This is a genomic window from Methylobacterium sp. J-070, assembly GCF_022829385.1.
Classification (GTDB): Bacteria; Pseudomonadota; Alphaproteobacteria; order Rhizobiales; family Beijerinckiaceae; genus Methylobacterium.
In genome coordinates this window covers 34392-56366 of record NZ_JAKSXX010000312.1, presented here as the reverse complement: position 1 = coordinate 56366, position 21975 = coordinate 34392, and the positions used below count along the sequence as shown (strand labels likewise).

At 62.5% G+C, this 21975-nt stretch carries 19 protein-coding genes; 5 read left to right on the top strand and 14 right to left on the bottom strand.

Annotated features, from left to right (window positions below; genetic code table 11):
- Nucleotides 1-712: DDE-type integrase/transposase/recombinase (locus MKL01_RS35565; RefSeq protein ID WP_243909859.1), on the bottom strand; the 712-nt coding region annotated here is incomplete at its 3' end.
- 24 nt (nt 713-736) lie between these two features.
- A complete protein-coding gene (locus MKL01_RS35560; RefSeq protein ID WP_243909858.1) occupies nt 737-898 on the bottom strand; it encodes a hypothetical protein in 162 nt (53 codons plus the stop codon).
- A 339-nt stretch (nt 899-1237) separates the two neighbouring features.
- Between MKL01_RS35560 and MKL01_RS36075 the strand changes: the two genes are divergently transcribed.
- Complete coding sequence (locus tag MKL01_RS36075) at nt 1238-2752, top strand: glycosyltransferase family 61 protein (protein ID WP_243909857.1); 1515 nt, start codon at nt 1238-1240, stop codon at nt 2750-2752.
- Nucleotides 2753-2853: 101 nt separating this feature from the next.
- Entirely contained in the window at nt 2854-4389 is a 1536-nt protein-coding gene (locus MKL01_RS35550; protein WP_243909856.1) for a glycosyltransferase family 61 protein, read from the top strand.
- Between the two features lie 37 nt (nt 4390-4426).
- Here the strand turns inward: MKL01_RS35550 and MKL01_RS35545 are convergent, their stop codons facing one another.
- The 3 genes from MKL01_RS35545 to MKL01_RS35535 form a co-directional block, all read right to left on the bottom strand.
- On the bottom strand, nt 4427-4738 hold the full coding sequence (locus tag MKL01_RS35545; RefSeq protein WP_243909855.1) for an ATP-dependent helicase: 312 nt from the start codon (nt 4736-4738) through the stop codon (nt 4427-4429).
- 195 nt (nt 4739-4933) lie between these two features.
- Complete coding sequence (gene wecB, locus MKL01_RS35540) at nt 4934-5989, bottom strand: non-hydrolyzing UDP-N-acetylglucosamine 2-epimerase (protein ID WP_243909854.1); 1056 nt, start codon at nt 5987-5989, stop codon at nt 4934-4936.
- The gene (locus MKL01_RS35535; RefSeq protein WP_243909853.1) at nt 5986-8574 is read right to left on the bottom strand and encodes a glycosyltransferase; all 2589 of its coding nucleotides are present in this window, start codon (nt 8572-8574) and stop codon (nt 5986-5988) included. The genes wecB and MKL01_RS35535 overlap by 4 nt, the downstream gene beginning before the upstream one ends.
- 926 nt (nt 8575-9500) lie before the next feature.
- Here MKL01_RS35535 and MKL01_RS35530 point away from each other — a divergent pair.
- Nucleotides 9501-9803 (top strand): ATP-dependent helicase, encoded by a 303-nt coding sequence (locus tag MKL01_RS35530; protein WP_243909852.1) that lies wholly within the window; start codon nt 9501-9503, stop codon nt 9801-9803.
- Between the two features lie 122 nt (nt 9804-9925).
- Nucleotides 9926-10222 (top strand): ATP-dependent helicase, encoded by a 297-nt coding sequence (locus MKL01_RS35525; RefSeq protein ID WP_243909851.1) that lies wholly within the window; start codon nt 9926-9928, stop codon nt 10220-10222.
- Between the two features lie 116 nt (nt 10223-10338).
- On the opposite strand, the gene MKL01_RS35520 is transcribed toward MKL01_RS35525, so the two are convergent.
- From MKL01_RS35520 to MKL01_RS35480, 9 genes are all read right to left on the bottom strand, one after another.
- Nucleotides 10339-11202: an NAD-dependent epimerase/dehydratase family protein gene (locus MKL01_RS35520; protein WP_243909850.1), complete on the bottom strand. Its 864-nt coding sequence runs from the start codon at nt 11200-11202 to the stop codon at nt 10339-10341.
- Between the two features lie 4 nt (nt 11203-11206).
- Complete coding sequence (locus tag MKL01_RS35515; protein WP_243909849.1) at nt 11207-12337, bottom strand: class I SAM-dependent methyltransferase; 1131 nt, start codon at nt 12335-12337, stop codon at nt 11207-11209.
- Between the two features lie 115 nt (nt 12338-12452).
- Nucleotides 12453-13451: an NAD-dependent epimerase/dehydratase family protein gene (locus tag MKL01_RS35510; RefSeq protein ID WP_243909848.1), complete on the bottom strand. Its 999-nt coding sequence runs from the start codon at nt 13449-13451 to the stop codon at nt 12453-12455.
- Nucleotides 13452-13633: 182 nt separating this feature from the next.
- Nucleotides 13634-14935: a glycosyltransferase gene (locus MKL01_RS35505; protein WP_243909847.1), complete on the bottom strand. Its 1302-nt coding sequence runs from the start codon at nt 14933-14935 to the stop codon at nt 13634-13636.
- A gap of 137 nt (nt 14936-15072) precedes the next feature.
- Nucleotides 15073-15462, bottom strand: coding sequence for a UDP-N-acetylglucosamine 2-epimerase (locus MKL01_RS35500; RefSeq protein WP_313901512.1), 390 nt, complete (start codon nt 15460-15462; stop codon nt 15073-15075).
- 122 nt (nt 15463-15584) lie between these two features.
- Entirely contained in the window at nt 15585-16724 is a 1140-nt protein-coding gene (locus MKL01_RS35495) for a DegT/DnrJ/EryC1/StrS family aminotransferase (RefSeq protein WP_313901511.1), read from the bottom strand.
- Nucleotides 16725-16726: 2 nt separating this feature from the next.
- Nucleotides 16727-17308 (bottom strand): acyltransferase, encoded by a 582-nt coding sequence (locus MKL01_RS35490; protein WP_243909845.1) that lies wholly within the window; start codon nt 17306-17308, stop codon nt 16727-16729.
- Between the two features lie 10 nt (nt 17309-17318).
- Complete coding sequence (locus MKL01_RS35485) at nt 17319-18287, bottom strand: Gfo/Idh/MocA family protein (protein WP_243909844.1); 969 nt, start codon at nt 18285-18287, stop codon at nt 17319-17321.
- Between the two features lie 11 nt (nt 18288-18298).
- Complete coding sequence (locus tag MKL01_RS35480; protein ID WP_409566410.1) at nt 18299-19660, bottom strand: nucleotide sugar dehydrogenase; 1362 nt, start codon at nt 19658-19660, stop codon at nt 18299-18301.
- Between the two features lie 368 nt (nt 19661-20028).
- On the opposite strand from MKL01_RS35480, the gene asnB reads away from it, so the two are divergent.
- Complete coding sequence (gene asnB / locus MKL01_RS35475; RefSeq protein ID WP_243909843.1) at nt 20029-21963, top strand: asparagine synthase (glutamine-hydrolyzing); 1935 nt, start codon at nt 20029-20031, stop codon at nt 21961-21963.
- The last annotated feature ends 12 nt before the right edge of the window (nt 21964-21975 follow it).

Below are 21975 nucleotides of genomic sequence, written 5' to 3'. Positions count from 1 at the left end.
GTCCATGGGTGGTCAGGCGATGCTCGATGCCGTGCTCGTGGCAGACGCGCGCGAACATGTGCCGGCTGTAGAGGGCTGTCGGGCCTGAGCGGTTGCGCGGGGCATGGCAGAACCGCACCCCCTTGTCGGTCAGCACGGTGTGGATCTTGTACGGCACGACCGCGACCAGGGCGCAGAGAAAGTCCGATGCTGCGTAGCGGTTCGCTTCTGCCTCCAGCTTGACGAAAGCCAGCTTCGAGGTTCGGTCGATAGCCACAAACAGGTAGAGCTTGCCTTCCTCCGTCCTGACCTCGGCGATGTCGATGTGCATGTAGCCGATGGGGTAATCGGCAAAGCGCTTCTTCTTGGGCTTGTCGCCTTCCATCTCCGGCAGGCGGCTGATGCCGTGCCGCTCAAGGCAACGGTGCAACGACGAGCGAGTCAGATGCGGGATCGTGGGCTGCAGGCCGTATAGGCAGTCGTCCAGCGGCAGCAGCGTATGGCGCCGGAAGGCGACGATGACCGCCTCGTCCTCAGGTGTCAGGACGGTCGAGCGGGGTTCCTTGGGCCCCATGGCAGCATCGACCGTCGACTGCCGCGCGCGCCATTTCTGGATCGTCGTCGGGCTGACGCCGTAGCGCTTGGCTGCCGCTCTCACACTCTCTTGACGTAGCTGTATTGCGCGACGGATCGCCTCCGTCGTGCGGGCGCTGCCGTGGAGAATTTGGCCCATAGCGCATCTCTCGCAGCATGGTGGTCAACCGTACCACCACACCGCGGGATCAAACAGCTTGAGGGAGTCGACCTTCGAGCCCTCCGCCAGCAGCGCGGTCTCCGGTGCCTTGACGATCGGATCGTCGGGACCGGATTCCTCGTTCACCCGGTCGATGGCCTTGTAGACGATATCCAAACCGCGCACGCCGGACTCCAAGTCTATTTAGAGACACTGATGACCGGCGCGCTGCCACTCCATGCCGGCCAAATAATGTCGAGAGGCCTGCCTCCCTAGCGAGGGACCGACACTTCCTGCAAGATCCGGCCGGATGCAGGGCGCAAAACGGCTTCGCGTGGCGGGCGTGGCTGCATGCAGCCGGCGGCGCGGTCCATGACCTGTCCGGGAGCCGCATCCCATATGGCATCGCGCGTTGCGGAGCGCCGAAAGAACGCCGCATTCCCGCGTGACAGGCGGCAGATCCTGGGTGATGCGGCTTCGGGGGACGAGATCGGCGTGCGGGCTGTCGGAAACCGGATGCGGTCGGTGCGCGCGCGCGCTGCACAGGTGCTCGCTTCGAAACTCGTCGATCCTGACTACTACCTCGCGCGCAACGGGGATGTCGCCGCGTCGGGGATGGACCCGATCGAGCACTTCGCACAGTACTGGCATTATCCGCCGGTCCGCGCACCGAACGCGCGCGCGGAGCCGTGGATCTTCACCCTCTCGCCGCTCGTCGCGCTTGGCTTGCGCGCTGCGGGCCGGGATCGCGCGGACGTCCTCGATTATCTACGCCAGCGGATCAACGACCTCTCCGGCGAGAGCAGGCCGATCCAATTGCGGCTCTGCCTCGCCGTCGCGCGATTCCTGGCACGCAGACCGACTCCCGCCGTCACCGCCGCGCTCGGGCGCCCGCTTGGCGTCGCGCGGATCGTCTCCGACCGGCCGGGCTGGATCGAGCGGACGCCTGTCGCCGACGAAACGACGCTCACGTTCCGCGATCCGCCGATCCTCCCGTCGAGCACGCCAGGAGAGACGCGCAGAATCGCAGTCCCGGCCCTCTGGTGCGCCACGATCCGGGACGCGGCCGTGTTCGGGGCCGCCGAGGTCATGGCCCGTGACCACTTGGTCGTCCACGAGCCCGCGGCCGATCCCCGGCTGCGCTACGCGACGCGGCAATGCAACTTCGTCACGAATTGCTATCCGGTGCAGCGCGGCAAGATCCTGGCGCGCCTGCCGGACGCGGCCGAGCAGACCCTGGAGCGCGCCATCCTTCTCGGCGGCCGAGGTGGGGAGAACTACTTCCACTTCCTGATCGAGTACCTCACCAAAGGTCACGTCATCGAGCGGCTGCCGGAACTCGACGGTGTGCCGCTCCTCGTCTCGGCAGAGCTGTACCCGCAGGAGATCGAGGCGCTCGGCCGGGTCCTACCCGGCCGGCCCGTGATCCGGCGCCGGACCGGCGCGCGGATCGACGTCGAAACCCTCCATCTGCCCTCGGTCATGTCCTTCGTGCCCGACGACCCGGCCATCCCGTTCTGGCGCGCCGCGGCCGCCAATCCGGACAGCCTTCGCTGGCTCCGGGACCGTGTCCTCGCCGGTGAAAATGATACGGTGCGGAAGGACACCCGGATCTATCTCGGCCGCAGCGGCGGGCGGAATATCGGCAACGCCGAAGAAGTGGCCGAGGTGTTCCGCCGTCACGGTTTCGTCGTGCTCGATCCGGCACGGCTCAGTTTCGCCGAGCAGGTCGCGATGTTCCGCTCCGCGACGCACATCGCGGGCCCCGTCGGGGCGGCCTTCGCCAACCTCGTCTTCGCCTCACCCGGCGCGCGGGTCATGGGCATCATCTCGCCCTTCGCGGTCCGCTTCTCGCTCTTCGCCCATCTGGCACGGTTCGCCGGATGCACCTACGATGTCCTGCCCGGCATCCGGCCGGACTACCGCGCGGGTATGGAAGAGCGCGGCAACCCGATATCGGTAACGCACGGTGCCTTTGGCGTCGATACCGACTATCTGGAGCGGGCTTTGTCCCAGTTTCTCGCGCCGCGGGACGGCTGAGCCGTGGCCGCACCGAGCGGTTGCGGAATGGGTCACGCGCCGATGGGGCTTCAGCCTGACAGCCCCCGGTGACCCCTTCGGATGAGGTCAGGGGCTGCATCATGACCACGACTCTCCGAACTCGCATCGGCCGCGCCTTCGCACGGATGGTGGTCGATCCCGACCACATGCTGGGCCGCTATCCCGACCTCGCAGCCGCGAAGGTCGACCCCGTCACCTGGTTCGCCGAACATTGGCACCACGAACCGGTGCGCGCACCGAGCCCACGCGGTGAGACCGCTCTCTTCGCGCTCTCGCCCCTCGTCGTGCTTCTGCTCCATCTGGCAGGCCGCGACCGCCAGGATTGGCTCGACTGCCTGCGCAAGCGGATCCTGGACCTGTCCTGCACCGATCGAAAGGTGCAGCATGGGCTGGCCTTGCGGATCGCCCGGCTCGTCGGTGATCGGCTGCAGAAGTCACCGGAACGGCTGGCCGCCCTGCGCGGCGGCGGCCTTGGCCGGACGATGCCCGTCGTCCCGATCGGTGCGGGCGAGACCGGCGCGCGCGTCGAAATGGTTGAGCCGGCCGGCACCTACACCTTCCGCGAACCGCAGGACATCGACGAGCGCCGCGAACCGGTGTTGCGGACCGTAGAGCGCCCGGCCCTGTGGTGTGCGACCGTTCCGGAGGCTTCGGTTTTTGGCTCCTTTCAGGTTGCCGCGGGTGGGGCGCTCATCCGCTACGAGCCGGCTGCCGATCCGACGTTCCGCTTCGTCGCTCGGCAGTCGGAGTTTGTCATCGGCTGCTATCCGAAGCGTCGCCGTGCAGTGCTCGCCCGGATGCCGGCCACCCCCGACGCGACGATCGACGAGGCGGTCCTGCTCGGCGGTCGCTGCGGCGCCAACTACTTCCACTTCCTGATCGAGTACCTGACCCGCGGGCGCATCATCGAGGCACTGCCACAGCTCGCGGGCCTGCCGCTGATCGTCACGGAGGAGATGTTCCCGCAGGAATACGAGGCGCTGGACCTCGTCCTGCCGGGGCGGACGCTGATCCGGCGGCGCTACGCGAGCCGGCTGGACGTCCGCCGTCTGCACATCCCGTCGCTCATGACCGACCTGCCCGACAGCGGGGAGGTGCCGTTCTGGCGGTTGGGCGGCCTCAATTCCGAGAGCCTCGCATGGCTGCGCACACGGGTGCTCTCCAGTCCCACGATCCGGGACCGAAAGATCGCCGGTCCGGAGCGGATCTACCTCGCGCGTTCGGGCGCGCGAAGCATCCTCAACGCCCCCGAAATCGTGGTGGAGTTCCGCCGCGCCGGTTTCACGGTGATCGATCCATCTCAGCACGACTTCGCCAAGCAGGTTCATCTGTTCGCCGGCGCCACCCACATAGCCGGCCCGATGGGAGCAGCCTTCTCGAACCTCTTGTTCGCGCAGGCCAGCACGCGGGTCCTTGTCCTGTCTTCACCGTTCCTAGTTCGCTTCCCGATCTTCGCGAACCTCGCCGCCTTCGCTGGCTGTCACTACACCGCCCTCTCCGGTGAGCGGCCGGACTTCCGACCCGGCATGGCGGACGAGCGGGCGGCGCTCGAACGGTCACATGGCGATTTCAGTGTCGATCCGGTCAAGCTGCGGCGGATCCTGGCGAATCTATGAGCGCGGTCCGCGCTCAGCCGGATCCGCCCGTGCGCTCTTAGAGCGGGGCGTTGACGTCGATCCCGAGGACACGCCGCGCCTCCGTCAGCAGGATGGTGTGGCGCACTGCCTGTGGCCCCTCGTCCGGCGTCTCCCGGCCAGCCTGGGCGACGATCGCATGGAACTGACGGCGGTTGAGGCCCCGATTTGGCAAGCTCGCCAGCACGGCGTTCAGGACGATCCGCACGGCTTCAGTGCGCTCCCGCTCCCGTTCCAGCGCGGCAACAGTCCGGCTCAACTCCGCTTGGATTGTCGCCAACTCACGTCTGAGGGTCTCGTTCGTGGGTGTGGCTTCCGCCGACTCGCCCATGACAATTCCTCTTGAAACCAATCTCGCATCTACAGGACAGCGGCGGGGGATGTATGTCCATGGGGTCAGCCTCATCGATCGGAACGCGCGAGGCAACGCCCTGTGAGACCTCGATCGGACGGCCCTTCAGGACGCCGGAGGCCCGACGAGCCCGCCCGGAGGTGTCGCCGCGTCGCGGTCACCGGGTGCGGACCCTCAACCTTCGAGGAAGCGCGCGATGTGCTCAACGATGATCTCTGCGCTGCGGCCTGTGCCGTATTCAGTAATCTCACGGCGCGGTCTGTCCGCCTCGTCGGACCAAAGCCGATTCCAGCCGGCCTCGACCGTCTCGACCCACTCTGTCTCGTCGCGCAAGGTCACGCACGGAACCCGGTGGAAGTAGGCTTCCTTCTGGAGGCCCCCGGAGTCAGTCAGCACGCCTGCGGCATTGCGGAGAAGCCAAGCCATATCGAGATACCCGAGGGGCTCGATTGCGCGCACGCCGACGATGGCAGACTTTCGTGCAGCCAAGCGCTGGCGGGTCCGTGGGTGAGCGACGAGGATGACAGGGCGCAGTTCCGCTTCACGTTCAAGGCGCGCGATAACCTGAGCGAGGCGCATCTCGTCGTCCGTATTCTCTGCGCGGTGGACCGTGGCGACGGTATAGGTTTTCGGAATCAAAGCTAGCAGTTCCAAGATGTTGGAACTCAATTCAGCCTTGGATGCTGCGAAGATTGCCGCATCATACATCACGTCACCGGTCGCGAAGACACCGGTGCTCAAACCTTCACGGGCGAGATTGGCGACCGCCGCTCCAGTCGGGCAAAACAACAGGCGGCTCATGTGATCGGTGGCGACGCGATTGATCTCCTCCGGCATGCGGCGGTTGAAGGAACGCAAGCCGGCCTCGACATGCGCGACCGGCACGTGGAGCTTGACGGCAGCGAGCGCGCCGGCAAGCGTCGAGTTTGTATCGCCGTAGACCAGCACGAGATCAGGCCTCTCGCGTAGAATCAGCTCCTCGATCCCCTCCAGCATCCGGGCAGTCATGGCCCCGTGACTCAGACTGTGTACGTTGAGGTTATAAGCCGGCGTGGCGAGGTCCAATTCACGGAAAAATACGTCCGACATCATCGGATCGAAATGCTGTCCGGTATGGACGAGCATTTCCGCAATTCCGGCCGCGCGGAGGGCTCTGGCAATTGGGGCAGCCTTGATGAATTGCGGACGTGCACCGACCACGGTGAGTATCCGAGGACTCACGCCGCTCACCCGCCTAATCCGAACGCGCGCGCGATCGGCCGTACGAACCGCCGAAGCGCATGTGGAACCGCGCGCGCATCCTCCGGCGTCTGAATGGCAACCTCCTCAGGGAGCGTCGGCTCGACCGGAGCGGGTCGTTGCGCTTCCGCCGGGGGCACCGGAGGGATCGGCTCTGGAAAGTTGATCACCGTGAGTTCGCCGGCGCCGCGTCCCGTCAGCATGGCCTCAAGGCGCTCATACATCACGCGGCTACGCGATTGCCAGTTGAAGCTCGTCTCAAAATAAGTGCGCGCCTTGCGACCGAGCTGCCTGCGCAAATCGGGGTCAGCCGTCAATTCCGCCACAGCAGCGACGAAACGCGCTCGATCACTGAAATCGACGACCCGGCCGCATTCCGCCTCTCGGATGATGGCGCCGACGAAATTCGTATCGTTGGCAAGGATCGGCAGCCCAGCACGCATGTATTGTGAGGTTTTGTTCGGGCAGCAGAAGCGGTGATTCGTAGAGATGGGTTCGTAGGGGATAAAGCCGACATCGGCGCGACGCATCGAGGCGACGATCTCGGTTTCGGGCACGGGATCCGGGAACAGGATTCTGGTTCCGAGAAGGCCGTTCGCCTCCGCTCGAGCGATGAGATCGCCCTTCAGTGGATTGTGCGGACCCTGAAGATGCAAAATCGCATTGGGCGGCGTATCGGGCCATGCATCCACCAGCAGGGCAAGCCCCCGACCAGATCCGAACAAGCCACAGAACAGGAAAATGCAGTCTGTCGAATCAGGCCGGTGCGCCGCCTCGAAACCGACGTCCTCGTTCGGCTCTGCGTTGACGACGACGTCGAAGGGCCGACCATACTCGACAGCCATCAGGCCCGCGAGCCCGGGAGTCACTGTCTGCCTGGCATCGGTGTGCGCCACGAGTCTCCGTTCCAGAGCAGAAAAGAACTGCCGCTCGAATTCGTTCGACTCAGGAATCATTTCCGGCATGTATTCATGGGCATCGTAGAGAACTTCGATGCCGAACAACTCCTTCAGGATAATCGCGGCCGGCAGGGTGAAGGCGTCGGATGCGATGATCGCCTGTACACCACGCAGGCGTCGGCCGGCTTCGACGAGCGTCATCGTTGTGGCGAGCAGCACCCGGAGGGAAAAGCGCAGGCTGCCAAGTCGTGGCGCGTGTGTCGGAGCACCGACCAGCGTCGCGAATTCCTCCTGGGGCAGCCGATAGGCCCGTTCAAGGAAGGCCAGCTCGTGCAGGATCGCGACCGCCGTAGGGCTGGTACCTAAGGGGCCGAACCACGTGAAGGCCGTACCGTCGACCCATTCTAGCCGCGGCACGGCCCAGTAGAGACCGTCCCGCGTCGACGTGCGCAGGATCGGCGCCTCGTCGGATTCAAGGACGCCGAGTTGGTGCACCAGCACGTCCGGCGGCGCGTGCCGTTCGGTCCAGCCGTGCCGCGGATCGTGGCGCGGCTCCATCGCCGAGAGGAGAAGCACCTGGCGCTCGCCCCGGTACGACAGCTTGGGCACGGTGAACGCGCCCTTCTCTTGCCCGACCTCTTCGATGCGGTCATCGAGACGGCCGATGAAGGTCTCGATCCAATTGGCGCGATCGAGGATCACCTCAGCGCGAGCCGCCTCGACGATCGCGCCACGCTGCGCCTCGTCGCGTATGATCGCCACCGCCGCGTTAAGGTCGCCACCAGGCGCGATCGGGATGAAGTGCCGGCCCGGCACGAGGAGTCCGGAATAATGCCCGGGAACAAGAAGTTGAAGCGTGCCGCAGGCCGCGGCTTCGAATTGCGCGGGCGCAATTTGTCGAGCATCGATCCGCCCTTCCAGAGCGGATAGGCGTGCGAGATACGCCTGCGCGTGATCCGGATCCTCCCGGAGTGGGCCGAGCTCTGCCTCGATGTCCGCGATCCGGTGCGCGAGTGTGCCGTCGAGGTCGAACAAACGTACGCCGTCCTCCGCACCGAGGGTCGCCTTGCATGAGAGCAAGAACTGGGTCCAGGCATCGCTGTCGAAGCGCTCCTCCCGTCGGTTCGCGATGTCGAGGAGGAGACCGCGGCCGGCTAGGCGGCGCACAATCTCAGCGCCGACGGCTCCCGCCTGCCAAGCGTGACTGTCCAACAACCGAGGACTGCCTTCGCCGCGGTAGCCGATATCGATGGGACGAGGCGCAAGGCGCGTATCGATCGCCCGCTGGGTTGGCGTCACGTAGCCTGGCAGCATCCGCTCCAACAACGTGGAATCGAGTGCTTCCTGCGGATAGATCAGCCCAACGCTCTCTGGCGGCAGGTTCGTGAACAAGATGTCGTAGCCGGTCTCCGCCATATGCGTAGCGACCGCCTGGGCATTACCGCCGTCCTCCCGCCGCATCAGCACCTTTACGCCAGCATAGTCCTTCAACTTACGCCGGGTGTATGCGTCGAGGCCGCGCAGGATCGCCGCGTCATCGGTAAGTGTGTGATGCAGTATGATTGCGGCATAGGAGTCAAGGTCGACATCCGGGGCCAAATGCGGCGTTCCCACCGGAGGCGCGTACTCGCCCAGGTTGAGAACGGTGATCGGAAAGCGCGACAGCCTCTGTATCAAGGCGATTGCTTCGGATGGGGAGATAGAGGCGCCGATATCGAAGCAGCAGACAAGGAGCAGTTTGTCCGGTCGCGGCTTGAACGGTCCCTCGCCCTGGCGGGGGGCTCGCGACCGGGGAGAACTCGATGTTAGTCCCGCGACAGGCAATCTGTTGCTAATCGTGAAGATGGTGTCCTCCTCCCCTCGGTTGCGGGCCTGCCCGGCCTTGAGACAGCCCGTTACGGACCGTGGCGATAATAGTGTCCTGCATCTCCGCCGAAAGGTCGGGGTGCGTATGTAGCGCCACGACGTCAACTGCTACGCCATGGGAGAGAGGCAGGCCGTTGCCCGCGACCGGGTAGCCGCGATAGGCCGTCTGCCGGTGCAGCGGCATCGGATATCACACCATAGTTGAGATTTCCCGCGCCTTTAGGTCAGCCAAGAAGGTCTCTGGGCGCGCAGCTGGTACCCAAATCTTGAACTGTGCCGAGAGCGAGGATGATCCAGAGCACTGGGCCGGCAGCGTCACAATTCCTAAGAGGCCGGGTATGTTGCGCTCGGCAACCCCCTGCCGCAGGACAAAAGCGATCTGCTCGTTCGTAAAGCGTTTGCGAGGCATGGCATCCACCCTCCTTCAGAGTTCAGGATGCCCGAAAAACTTGCGCTCGGCGCGGACCAGTTTGCTGGGTCAGGGTCACTCGTGGTGCGGGGTTGTATGATGAGAGGCATAGTCCTATGGCTCAAGGTCAGTTGGCGACCCGAGCCTGAGCCGATCGAGCTGTCACGACCCGAGACCGTGCATAGACCATGGACCACCGCCAGGGCGGACCCATTGCTTCAAAAATGGTGCGTTCAGCACGCATCAGTTCGAAGCAAGATTAACGACAACGCGATCGGGTATCGCCCTGCGAGGGATGGAGGTTTTTGTGCTACGGGACGAGGTCGTGTTGGCTATCGAGAGCGCGCAGAAGGCGCTTGATGACGCGCGCATTAAGATGAAGGCGCGCGACGAGACCCTACGGGCGATGGCAACCGCCGAGGCTGATCAGCGAGTTCAGGCGCTTCAGACGGTGCTCGACGCGCTTTTGGCGAGTATGAAGCCGCGCGGATTCGACCGGAAGAAGTTCCAAGCGCGCATCGCCCTGGCGGGCCGCGACACGCCGGATTCGGGCCCTGCGGCCGTCCGGCACGCGATATACCTCGCCGAGGCGCGAAAGGTGCTTGGGATTGACCCAAATGCCCCGGCTTGAGTCGCGAGGCGACAATGCGAGTGGCGGCTCGGCGTCATCGGTGGAGGTTCGGAGAAACTGGCCCTCGATGGACAGGGCCTGGGAGCCGATCCATTAGTCCCGGGACGATCGGGGAGACCTGAGTGATAGATTCCGTTGAGGAGCGCCTGAAGCAGGTTGAGAGCGCGCTGCAGGCAATGCGATCCGAACTGTTCCACCGGGAACGGATCGACGCGGCGCTGGCCGAACATCGGGAGGCCGCTGTGCGGACCGTACTCGATGCGATGATCGCCAGTCTCGGCTGGCGCGGACTCGACCGCAAAAAGTTCAAGGCACTCATCGCCGGCGCGGCGCAGAAGGTCCCCGATCACGGCCCCGCCTCCGTGCGCCATGAGGTCCTGTATGCTGAATCTCGGAAGGTTCTGGGGATACAGGGCTAGGTGTATGGTCTCGTATGATTTCCCAGGGCTGAGCTCAATACTCATGGAAAGTCTCGACATCTGGAAACCAAGATCGGAGGACGATCGTCAGCCAATCCGACGTTCTATGGGAATGTTCAGTGCTGAGAGTCCTCTGCGAGGGTCCGGTCTAGCCCCACTTCCAAAGGCACCAGGCTGGTGAGATCGAAGAGTTGGCCGAGCCTCGCGACGGGCGGCACGAGGTCGAGAGCGGTCCCGTTGCCAATTTCGAAGACGGGACGCTTCGCGAGCCTCATTCCGATGATCTCCGCGAGGTCCGACAGCGTGACGGCGCGCGGCGAGGCCACATTGAAGACGCCGTTCCAGGCCCGGGCCAAGCTCTCGATCACGATGTCGCACAGGTCGTCGACGTAGATCGGTGCGAGGCGCAGGCCCTTGCCGTCGGCAGATAATTCCACCGGGACTTCGCCGCGCACGCGGCCGATGATCGAAGGGACGATCCGATCGGTCTGCCCCGGTCCGTAGGGGCTAAAGATGCGCAGGACGGCGACCGGCATCAGCGCCGAGAAGGGCGTCGCGATCACCTCGGCTGCGAGCTTCGTCGCTCCCAGGCAGGTGTCCGGCCTCAGCGGCGCCTCTTCGTCCAGTCCGTTGCGGAACGGCTGATACACGGTTCCGCTTGACAGCAGGCAGAACCGCGATGCACCGGCCGTGGCGGCGTAGTCGAGCAGCGCAAAGGTGCTTGCGGTATTGACCGCGAACATCTCCCGCCCGTCTGCAGGGAAGGCGCGGTGGTTACGCGACTGGGCCGTGTGGACGATGGCGTCGATCTGCTGCGGCAGGGTGGTCGGGGCGGGTTCGCAGCCGAAGTCCCAGCGGACCGCACGGGGGTCTGCGACATCCCCGCGCGTCACGACGACCGGATCATATCCCGTCAGGACCAAGCGGCGGACCAGAGCCCGGCCCACGAAACCCGTAGCGCCTGTGACGAGCACCCGCATTGGGCTAATCCGACGGCCGCGTCAGCAAGACGGAGATGCCGTTCGGATTCGCATCGTTGACTTGGAACTTAGCAACCCCGAGATCCGTCAGCCATCCCTCGACCTCTTCTACGGAGTGCTGCCAAGCGTCGTGAGGGTGATACCAGTCAAAATTTACCATGTTGTTGGTTTCGAAGTCGAAGGCTTCGTTCCAGAAACATTTCAGAAAGCTGTAATAGATCAATCGCTGAACATCATGCGTCCCGGCCGGGATGCCGAGCACGTCGATCGGTCGCGACAGGGTCACCGTGCCGCCGATTCGGCTAAGCTCGCGCCCGAGTTCGGTGATCGGTTCGCAGGCACCGTAGCACGCGTCCGGCGTCATCCGAGTGAAGGTGCTACGGATGTGATCATCGCAGAACCGCCGCGCGGGTCCCATCTGCTTGTACACGTAGAAGAAGAACTGCCCGCCCGGCCGTACTTTCCGATACAGTGCCTCAACCGCTGCCCGCGTATCTGGCGTGTGGTGCAGAACACCGTCGGCGACGACGAGGTCGAAGCTCTCGTCTGCGAAGGGGGCAGCCATCAGGTCCGCTCGAACGACGGTGCAGTTCGGCAGCGTCCGCGTGTTTTCGAAGGTCGTGTCGGCGGCCTCTGAGATATCGAGCGCGAACACTTCGCCTCGGCAGTGGCGGGCCATAAACCGTGTATTGAAGCCCGATCCAGGGCCAACCTCCAAGATACGGCTGCGGCAGGCGTAGAAATCTGGCAGCTCGGCCCGATCCGCCAAGCCGAACTTTTTCGCGTACCAGTCGAAGAGGAACGTCTCGTGACCCGGCTCCAGGCCGTAATTCTTGAAGCGGCGCCATTTGTCGGAGAACGTCTGCGTCGTCATGGCCTGCTGGGCCGCGCGAGCGTCACCGGCCCCACGTGTGGGGAGGGCAAGCCCGTGACGTGCACAGAAATCAATCCACTCAGGGTCCGCCGCGCCGTCAAGGAAGGACGGCACGCCTCTCAGGATCGGAAACCACGATCCATCCGCGGCACGGAGCAGCCCCTCGCGAACATGGTCCTCATCGCGCGCGAAAACCTCGAGGTTCAGGCTCGCCTCGGAGCTTCCCGGAACACGCAGGGCTTCAATCATGGTCTCGCGCAACGGATAGTCTCCTCAAGCCGTGCTGTGCCCGTCCACCGCGCTCCGGAGCGTGAACCGGAGCAAATCCCGATTCGCGCGCTGGCCCCCGGCCGCCATCAGGCCGTCAGGAAAGTCGTTAGACGATGGCGGCCCGCGCGCGGCGGGCCTCGACTTCCTGGATGTGGGACATACGCCAAGCGATGAGATCGCGCAGCCCTTCCTCCAGGCTGACGCTCGCGGTGAAGCCGATCTCCTGGGCCGCGCGCCGGGGCGAACCGATGCGGTTGCGCACGAGGGTCGCGTGGCTGCGCGGCGCGTACTGGATCGGCTGGTTGCAGCCCGTGAGGTTGAGCAGCATCTCGGCGAGTTCCCGCAGCGACGTGCGCCGCCCCGTGCCGACGTTGTAGAACCGATCGACGACCTCGGCCTTCAGGGCGCAGAGGTTGGCTGCCGCACAATCCTTTACCGCCACAAAGTCGAACGCCTCGCTCCCATCCCCGAGGATTGTCGGCCCCTCGCCGCGATCAATCGCATCGAGCATCTTCATGATGACTGCGATATAAGCTCCCCGGTAGTCCTGACGCGGTCCATAGACGTTCATGTAACGCAGTCCAACAACGTTAAGCCCGTAGCGATGGTGAAACGCCCGAGCCATCGCCTCGCCGGCGATCTTGGTCGCACCGTAGAAATTCTTGTTGTTGAAGGGGTGTTCTTCGGTCATCGGCTCCTCGACAGCATCTCCATAAACCGACGCCGAGGAAGAGTAGACTAGCCGCTGAACGCCGTTCCGCACGCAGGCTTCCAGCACGTTGAAGGTGCCACGGACGTTCACGTCGAAGGCCGACCGGGGAAACTCGTGACACTGAAGCAGCCAAAGGGCCGCGAAATGCAAGACCCCGTCAGCACCTTTCAGCGCCGCGTCGAGGATGTCCGTCTGCATGATATCGCCGCCGGCTTCGAAGATTTTCACGCGCGGATCGCGCAGCGCGCCTGCTAGATTCTCCGGCGTACCGCGGACGAAATTGTCGTAGATGACGATTTCATTGACATCTTGAGCCGTGAGCTGATCGACGGCATGCGAGCCAATGAGACCGGCTCCACCGATCACGACGATGCGCTTTCCCTGGAGATCCATGATCCGCTCCTTAATCAATATCTATCGGGCAAGCGATCCGGCTGATGCTCGATCCAACTTTACCGCGACCCGTCGGCGCGACCGTCAAGACCGCTCGGCTCTCGCACGCTTCGTCCGATAATCCTAGAGCGCGGGTCGCTGGCCATAATACCAGGACGCGCCAAATTGAAGCCTCGATGCTTTCAGGCCTGCATGGCCCGATCGAAGGCTTCTACGAACTTCCGCTCCTCCATCTCCCAGTGATACGTGCGGCGAGCGGCTTCGTAAGCGTTGACGCGATACTCAGCCAGCTTGTCTGGCTCGGCGATAAGTACATTCAAAGCATGAGCGATCTCGTGAGGATCCAGTTTTGGAAACAAGCGTCCGACTTTGAGCTTCTCCGTCAAAGCTCTCATTTCAACGAGGTCGGAGCTCATAACGGCTAACCCCGCCATCATGTATTCAAAAAATTTATTGGGCAGCGCAAATTCAGTATTCTTGCAAACGTTCACGAAAGGGTTGAGGCCGATGTCGCAAAACGCAGCGGTCTCGACCAATTCAGTGACCTTGACCGGCTGTTCAAAATGGACTTTGTCGGCCAAACCCACGCGCTCCACATGCGCGCGAAGCACAGACTCATATTCGCCAATCCCCCGCAATACGAATAGTGCGTTTGGGACATAGCGGGCGGCCTCGACCATTTCGTCCAAACCGCGGTAGGCGAAGTAGGCGCCGTGATACAGGACCCGTGGGACATGGTTACGTCTCTCAAGGGTCGCCACGTTCGGAAGATGCCGGATCGAGGGGACGTTGTGAATCGTCACGAACCCATCTGCATGATACTCAGTACGGAAGTAATCGGCGATAGCACCACAGACCGTAAACCGGCATTGCGAGAAAGGTATCAGCTCCTTCTCCAGCGCAGTGTAAAACCTGTGCCAGATGTGGCCGCGCATATGGGTCGGAAGCTGTTCAGGATAGACCTCATGCGCGTCGTAAACAATCTTTGCGCCATTCACGCGATGCAGCATATGAGCCGCAACTAGCGTGTCGAGATCATTCGCATAAACGACGTCTGGCTTAAATGATTGCGCGGCGCGAAAAAGATCCAAATTAACTAGGAGGATGGACCGAATCCGATTGATCGACTGGATCAATCCGAGATGAAGGTCCCATTGCCGGTTATTGCAAATGTACTCGACGCGGCGATCAATCTGCCAGATAATGTTGTCCAACGCGTTGATACGTCGAACGTCCAATTCCATTACGCGTGGATCGCATCGGCCTATGATCCGCGCGGTATCCGGAGAAACTTTAGAAATTTGTTGAACACGCTCAAGGTCATAATTGTGGGCGACTTCCACCCGCTCAATCTCGATGCCGTCGACGATTTCGGATTTTGACTTCCCACCCAGGCGCATCTCGAAGACGCGGGCGGTGTGGCCGCAATCTTGGAGGGATCGAGTAGTCCTGCGGACGCGTGGATCGCGGTGCGTCTCATTCATGTTCAGCACAGCTATCCGCAAGATTCCTGTTCCTCTTCTGCTCAACCAGCCCCGCACCCATAGAGTCGCGTGAACGCCTCAGCACAGCCGTTGAATTTATTTGACTTGACCGATCCCTTATAATCGCCGAGAGGCGCTCAGTTCACCGCATCAAAGAAATCCTTGGGCACGGCGACGATCCGTGCTGCGGTCTCGCCGCAGCCGTAATCCGGAATATCGTAACGCGGCGAATTGCGCGGATGACGCCACAGTTGACTCCAGCCGCTGTCGACGGTCTCGACCCACTCAGTCTCCTCGCGCAGCGTCACGCATGGCTCGCGATGAAAGTAGGCTTCTTTCTGCAGCCCCCCGAATCCGTTAGGACCGCCGCCGCGTACCGTTTCGTGGAGGAGCATTCCCGCGTAACCGTCAAGCTCTACATCAGGCGGCAGTTGTAGCGTCCGGTCATCATTGCGATGCTGGGAAAGATTGAGCACTGTAATCGGAAAGCGAGAGCATCGCTGCAGACAAGAGATCGTTTCAGGCACCAGTACGATGCCGTTAGGATCATACCGGCAGACAAGGAGGATCGGCTCCGGTCGGACCGTTGCTCGTATAGAGCCCAGACGCGATGTATGAAACCGTCGGCCGATATCATCTAAAGAAGCACTCACGCCTTGCTCACGCACTCGCGGACCGCTGCGATGACGACATCTTGCGTTTTTGCATCGAGATCTGGATGCATCGGTAGGGAGAGGACTTCGTCCGCGACGCGATCGGAAACTGGCAGGCCATTGCCGGCGCAGGGGTAATGGCGGTAAGCCGTCTGCCGATGCAGTGGCTTAGGGTAATAGATGGCGGTCGGGATACCCTTTGCCTTTAGGTCAGCGACGATAGCAGCGCGATGCGAAGCAGCCACACGGATCGTGAACTGAGCCCAAACGGATGTACATCTCTGCCGAATCCGAGGAACTGAGACGACGTCGGCGAGGCCATCCTGGTAGCGACCCGCGACCCTGTCACGCATCGCGATTTCCTCCGGAAACACCGCAAGTTTCTCTAGGAGGACCGCCGCTTGCAATGTATCAAGGCGTGAATTTACGCCGATACGGACGTTATCATATTTGTCGGTGCCGCGCCCGTGGACGTGGAGCGAGCGAAGAAGTTCCGCGTGCCGCTCGTCATCAGTGAGGATCGCACCACCATCTCCGTAGCAACCTAGCGGTTTTGACGGGAAGAAGCTGGTGGTCGTGAACGTACCGACAGATCCGACTAATCGACCTTGATACGAAGCGCCGAGACCTTGAGCAGCGTCGCAGATGAGGGTGAGACCATGATGCGCGCAAAACGCCTCAATCGGATCGTAGTCGGCAGGCTGTCCGAATAGATCTACGGAGATGAGCGCCCGCGGAATAAGGTTCGCCGTCTTAGCGGCGGCAATGCCCTGCTCGAGACCGGCAGGATCAAGGGTATAAGTCTCGTCCTCGATGTCGACGAAAACTGGGCTTGCACCAAGCCAAGCCACGACCTCCGCTGTCGAGGCAAAGGTGAAGGAAGGGACCAACACGGCATCGCCTGGCCTCAGATTGAGTGCCATCAGGCATAGCGCAATTGCGTCAGTGCCATTACCACAACCGATCGCGTGCTTGGCACCACAAAACGACTCGAGCGCACGTTCAAATTCTGCGACTTGTCGACCGAGAATGAAGTTCGCCTCATTGATGGCACTCAGCACAGCCTCATCTAGTCGGGCGCCGAGGCGACGACGTTGCGCCTGTAGGTCGATGAATGCGATTGGCTCCGCGCTCAAGCTCAAATTTCCTCCAGAACGTTAGCGCCGTTCAACCGGTAGCGATGACCCTCGCGGGGGCAGACCAAGTCACTACCAAGGCGTTCGCCAAGTCGACTTACCCAGCCGATTTGCCGGGCCGGAACCCCAGCGACGAGGGCAAAGTTCGGCACGTCGTGAGTAACAACTGCTCCAGCGCCTATGAGGCAGTAAGCGCCCAACCGATGGCCGCAGACGATCGTCGCGTTTGCACCGATGCTGGCCCCACGACCGACAGGCGTCGATCGGAATTCGCTCTTACGATTCACGAACGCGCGCGGCGTGTCCACGTTGGTGAAAACGCAGGATGGCCCGCAGAACACGTCATCCTCAAGGTCTACACCCTCGTATAGCGCGACGTTGTTTTGGATTTTGCAGCCGTTCCCGACCCGGACTCGCGGTCCCACCATGACGTTTTGGCCAAGCACGCAATCGCGTCCGATCGTGACGCCGGACAGCACGTGCACGAAGTGCCAGACCCGCGTTCCTTGGCCGATTGTGACGTCCGAATCGACGTAAGCCGACTCGTGGATCTGGACCCCCGGGAAGCGCGGATCCTCAATCATCCCATCCGCACTAAAGGTCATGCTGACCCCGTATTGGCCGCCGCTGACCCACGAAGGGATGGCGCTCGCCCACTTCTGTGATCGGGATCGACCGAAATGCCGAGACCACCTCGATGCAGGGTCGCACTGCGTCGAGTCCATAGCCGGCTCCAGCTAAGATCTCCTCGTAGCTACGCGTGTGAAGATCGGTGAACCCGTCCGAGAATTCCACCGCCTCGTCGTCGACCGAAATCGCGCGGTAGGTCGTCTTTTGCCCTCTTATCTCCAGCGGCAAATCTGATCGATCCACAGACAAGAACCAGCGCACATCAGCGTTCGCGTAGTGCAGCACGCCCGAGGCCCGCTCGCCTTCGCGCAACGTCGCAGTCTGGGACTCGAAGGGCCCGAAAACGAAGTTGAGCATGTCGAAGAAATGGACCCCGATGTTCGTCGCAATGCCCCCCGATTTCGGCTCCTCCCCCTTCCAAGATGCGTGATACCAGCGGCCCCGAGAGGTGATGTATGTGAGATCGACCGCGTGTCGCCGGCCGGAATGAGCGACACGCTCCCTGAGCGCAAGGATCGCCGGATGAAGGCGCAACTGGAGGATGGTCGACACACGCCGGCCGGTTTCCCGTTCCAGTTCGGCTAGTCCATCTATGTTCCATGGGTTGAGGACGAGGGGCTTCTCGCAGATCGCGTCCGAGCCGGAGCGAAGCGCGAACCTCACATGTGCATCGTGCAAATAATTCGGGGAGCAGATCGACACGTAATCGATCCTGGAGCCGCGACGACGGATCTTATCGATGTGACGATCAAATCGTTCGAACTCGGTGAAAAAGTGTGCGTCGGGAAAGTGGCTGTCGAGAATGCCTACGGAGTCATTCGGGTCGAACGCGACCAGAAGGTTACCGCCGACCTTCTTGATGGCTCCCATGTGGCGGGGCGCGATGTAGCCCGCGGCGCCGACCAGCGCGAAATTTGTCACGGGCTCCTCCATAGCGCGATCCGTCAAGCTTTTACGATATGCATACCCACGGCACCCGCGCGTCCGCACGCATTGCGTGTGTCGACGAGCAACCGGGCCCGGGCAGCGAGGGCGCCGAAGTCAATCGCGTCGTGATCCGTCGCGACAAGCACCGCGTCGTAGGCCTCAACCGTTCCATCTGCCAGCGATACGGACCTGCGGCCGGCCAGCGCGGCATGCTCACGTGTCGGCGGAATCTCAGGAACGTGGGGATCGAAGTAATCGACCGCGGCACGCCGTTCTTCGAGGATCTCGATCAGCCGCAGCGACGGGCTTTCCCGCATGTCATCGACGTTCTTCTTGTATGCAATGCCGATCACGAGCACCCGCGCACCACGCAATCCGCGGCCGGCGGCGAGGTCAAGCGACTCGGCGAGACGATCGACAACGTAGTAGGGCATGCCTGTATTGATCTGTCCGGCGAGTTCGATGAAGCGGGTTGTGATGTCGTATTCCCGCGCCTTCCACGTCAGATAGAATGGATCGATCGGGATGCAATGGCCGCCGAGTCCGGGACCAGGGTAAAATGGCATGTAGCCGAACGGCTTAGTCTTGGCTGCGTCAATCACCTCCCAGACGTCAATACCCATCTTATGGTAGATGACCTTAAGTTCATTCACGAGCGCGACGTTAACAGCTCGAAAAATATTCTCGGTGAGCTTGACGGCTTCGGCCGTGGCGGGCGTCGACACCGGAACGGTCTTGACGACCAGCGTGTCATAGAGAGCTTTAGCGATGCGCAATGCCTCGGAGCCATCACCGCCGACGACCTTCGGGATAGTTGAGGTGCTGTGGGTCTGATTTCCCGGATCCTCTCGCTCGGGCGAGAACGCTAGATAAAAATCTACGCCACTACGAAGACCTCCGGCCTCAAGCATCGGTTTGACGACCTCATCGGTCGTGCCCGGCCACGTCGTCGATTCAAGAACCACTAGTTGACCAGGCCTGAGGCGGGCCGCCACGGCCTCGCTCGTCCGCTCAACAAAGCTCAGGTCTGGCTCGCGATTCCGTGTCAGCGGCGTTGGTACCGCGATAATGATCGCATCCACCTCGGCAAGGCGACTGAAATCGGCCGTAGCCGAGAACCGGCCGGCCTGTACGGCATCCGCGACCGCGGCCGACGGAATGTGCTTGATAAAGCTCTCGCCCAAATTGAGCTGCTCGACTCGTCGGGCATCGATATCGAATCCGATCACCGGAAAACCGGCTTTGCATGCCGTCAGCGCGAGCGGAATCCCGACGTAACCTAATCCGATGATGCCAACCCGATAATTCCGCGCGGCTATCCGTGTGATGAGATCATCGGCCGACGGCGAACTTGCGGCCGCTGCTTCGCCCAACTGCACCAAAGTGAGGTCTCCTTGCGAATTTCGCCGCTGGCCGACCGCCAATTGCTGCCGTACCGCAGTCTCGCGAGCTAAATTGCGTCGTGCAGAGCTGCAGGCCACCCGCCACGGCCGCCCTTCTGCGACCCTGGGACGTGCTGGTCAAGTAGCCCTCGACGCGCGCAGGTGCTCCTGCCGCCGTATGCGATTGCGCGCGCTAGGCTTAGCTGACGAGAATCGGCAGCAATGACGTTCCAAGTGACCTGCCTTGTCAAAGCCAATTTCGTCCGACAGAAGGCCCGCTCTACCCAAGGCTTCCCCTCGGCCATACTCCGATCAGGCGGTCCTTTGGAGAATCATCGTGTGCTGCGGAAGGGACGCTCGAGGACATGTGTGGCATCGCGGGCGCAGTGTCGCTCCAGGGCGGTCCGATCCCGCGACTTGATCAGATCCTAACGGCGATGGGTGGACTGATCGCCCATCGCGGTCCGGATGGGGAGGGCACTTGGACAAACTCGTCCCGGTCGTGCGGCCTCGTTCATCGCCGGCTGTCGATTATCGACGCGACTCCGAGCGGCAGCCAGCCGATGGTTGGGCAGGATGGCTCGGTCGTGACCTTCAACGGTGAAATCTACAACTACGTCGAGCTTGCGGAGCGTCTGAGTCGCGACTGGACCTTTCGGTCGCGGTCAGACACAGAGACGATCCTCGCTGGCTACGCCAGATGGGGCCTCGACTGCCTGAGCGAGTTGCGCGGGATGTTCGCCTTCGCGATCTGGGACGGGGCGCGGCTCGTCGCGGCCCGGGACCGCTTCGGCATCAAGCCCCTCTATTATGCGGTAGTCCGGGATGTGCTGTACTTTGCTTCCGAGCCGAAGGCACTCCTTCCGATCATGCCCGATGTTGTCACCGATCGGGATGCCTTGGCCGAGTACCTGACCTTTCAGTACACGATCGGCGAGCAGACCCTATTTAAGGGCATCAAGGCGCTCCTGCCTGGTCATACCCTGATCGTCGCAAACGGATCGATCGAGGTGCGCAAATACTGGGACATCCAGTACGAGATCGACGCCGACCACACAGAGCACTGGTTCGCTGAGGAGATGCGTCGTCGCCTCCACGATTCGGTCAGGCTGCATTTGCGCGCAGACACGGAGATCGGCGCCTACGTCTCAGGTGGGATCGACTCGAGCCTGGTGGCGAGCCTCGCCGCACGCCAGGACTCGCGCGTGACGCGCGCATTCCACGGGAAGTTCGTCGAGCACGACGGCTACGACGAAAGTGGCTTTGCCGCGGAGGCGTGCGCCCACGCCGGTCTTGACCTCCACCAGATCGCCATTACCGGCCAGGATTTCAACGATAACATCGAACGGGTTGTCTACCACCTCGACACGCCGGTAGGCGGCCCTGGGTCGTTCGCCCAATTTATGGTGTCCGGACTAGCCGCCCGCCACGTCAAGGTGGTGCTCGGAGGGCAAGGCGGGGACGAAATCTTTGCCGGCTACGCGCGCTACCTGATCGCCTACCTGGAACAGTGCCTCAAGGCCGCGATCGAGGGAACGCAGCGGAACGGCAATTTCGTCGTCACTCCAGAATCGATCATCCCGCATCTGCGCGTCCTGCAGGAGTACAAGCCCCTCATCCAGCAGCTGTTCTCGAAGGGTCTCTTCGGCCCCCTGGACGAGCGCTACTTCGCGCTTATCGACCGCTCATCGGACACCACCGCAGAAATCGACTGGCAAGCGCTCGACCGCCGCGGCGTCTTCGAGCGCTACACGGCGATCTTCAACTCGGCGCGCAACGTGCGCAAGGAAGCTTACCTCGACTCGATGATGCACTTCGACTTCAAGGGATTGCTGCCGGCGCTTCTACAAGTCGAGGACCGCATGTCCATGGCACACGGCCTCGAAGCACGCGTGCCCCTCCTCGATCATCCGGTGGTGGAGCTAGCCGCTACTGTCCCCGCCATTGTGAAATTTCAGGGCGGCCAGATGAAGCACTTCCTCAAGACTACGTTCCGTCAGGACATCCCCGAAGCCTTGATCGGCCGGCGCGACAAGATGGGCTTCCCGGTTCCGATCAAAGAGTGGCTGACGGGACCATCGCAGGCGATGTTTGCCGACCTCTTCTCCAGCCGCGCCGCACGCGAGCGCCGCTTCATCAACGCGCCGGTTATCCTGGAGAACTTCCAGGCGGCGGGCCGCTACTCCCGCAAGGCCTGGGGCCTGCTCAATATTGAACTCTGGCACCGCATCTTCCACGACCGCGCCGCTCAGTATCGGCGCTTGGTGGACGAGGCCGTACCTAAGGCAGCCGCAGGCTGATCCCTTGGACGC